The 612-nt window shown below is 41.0% G+C and carries 2 protein-coding genes; one reads left to right on the top strand and one right to left on the bottom strand.

Annotation, left to right across the window (positions count from 1 at the left end):
- On the top strand, window positions 1-329 hold a 329-nt coding region (locus CRO04_RS26665; protein ID WP_207654531.1), incomplete at its 5' end, for a hypothetical protein.
- A gap of 93 nt (window positions 330-422) precedes the next feature.
- Here CRO04_RS26665 and CRO04_RS26670 read toward each other — a convergent pair.
- The coding region (locus CRO04_RS26670) for a hypothetical protein (protein ID WP_207654532.1) at window positions 423-612 on the bottom strand (190 nt) is incomplete at its 5' end.

Consider the following 612-nt stretch of genomic DNA (forward strand, 5'->3'; position numbering starts at 1 on the left):
ATGCAGGTCAATCCCCACATAAAGCAGATTTTCTCTTTTCTGCAATTCTCTCCCTCCAGATCTTGTTTCCAACCAATCAGTTCCCGTACCGGCAACCTCAGATGACAGCGTTAACTCTTTATGAGTCCGCAAGGGGGCGACAGCCTATCTACAACAAACCAATGGATGGTAGGACAAGTTATTTCTTTTATTGGTTGTTGATGTTAACTCTGTATGAAATGGATTGCAAGTCATTTCTGGATTTGTTTTTAGGAGAAGAAACGGCAGAAAAAAGAATAGAAACGGGAGCCACAGAAAGAGTATTTTTTACCCCCTGTAACCCCCGGTAGTACCAGTTTACCATAGAACCAGTTTGATGTAAATTCATGGTTCACCATGAACCATAGGGTAGATGATCTGACTAAGCTTCTGGTGAAATAGAATTAATATACCACTTTTTGTTTGCCCTGTATCACAAATAATTGCCCTTGTATGACCTTTAAAACCGATGGTGGAACATATATGCCAATCAGGCGATAAAAAGCCTTGTTGGGCGAATCAGAAAAATATAGTCTTTTCCCGTTGCACCTGATAGCTGTTAGGATTGCAATTACCTCCTGTTCGTCTTCCGGT

This window comes from Lacrimispora amygdalina (assembly GCF_900205965.1).
GTDB lineage: Bacteria > Bacillota > Clostridia > Lachnospirales > Lachnospiraceae > Lacrimispora > Lacrimispora amygdalina_A.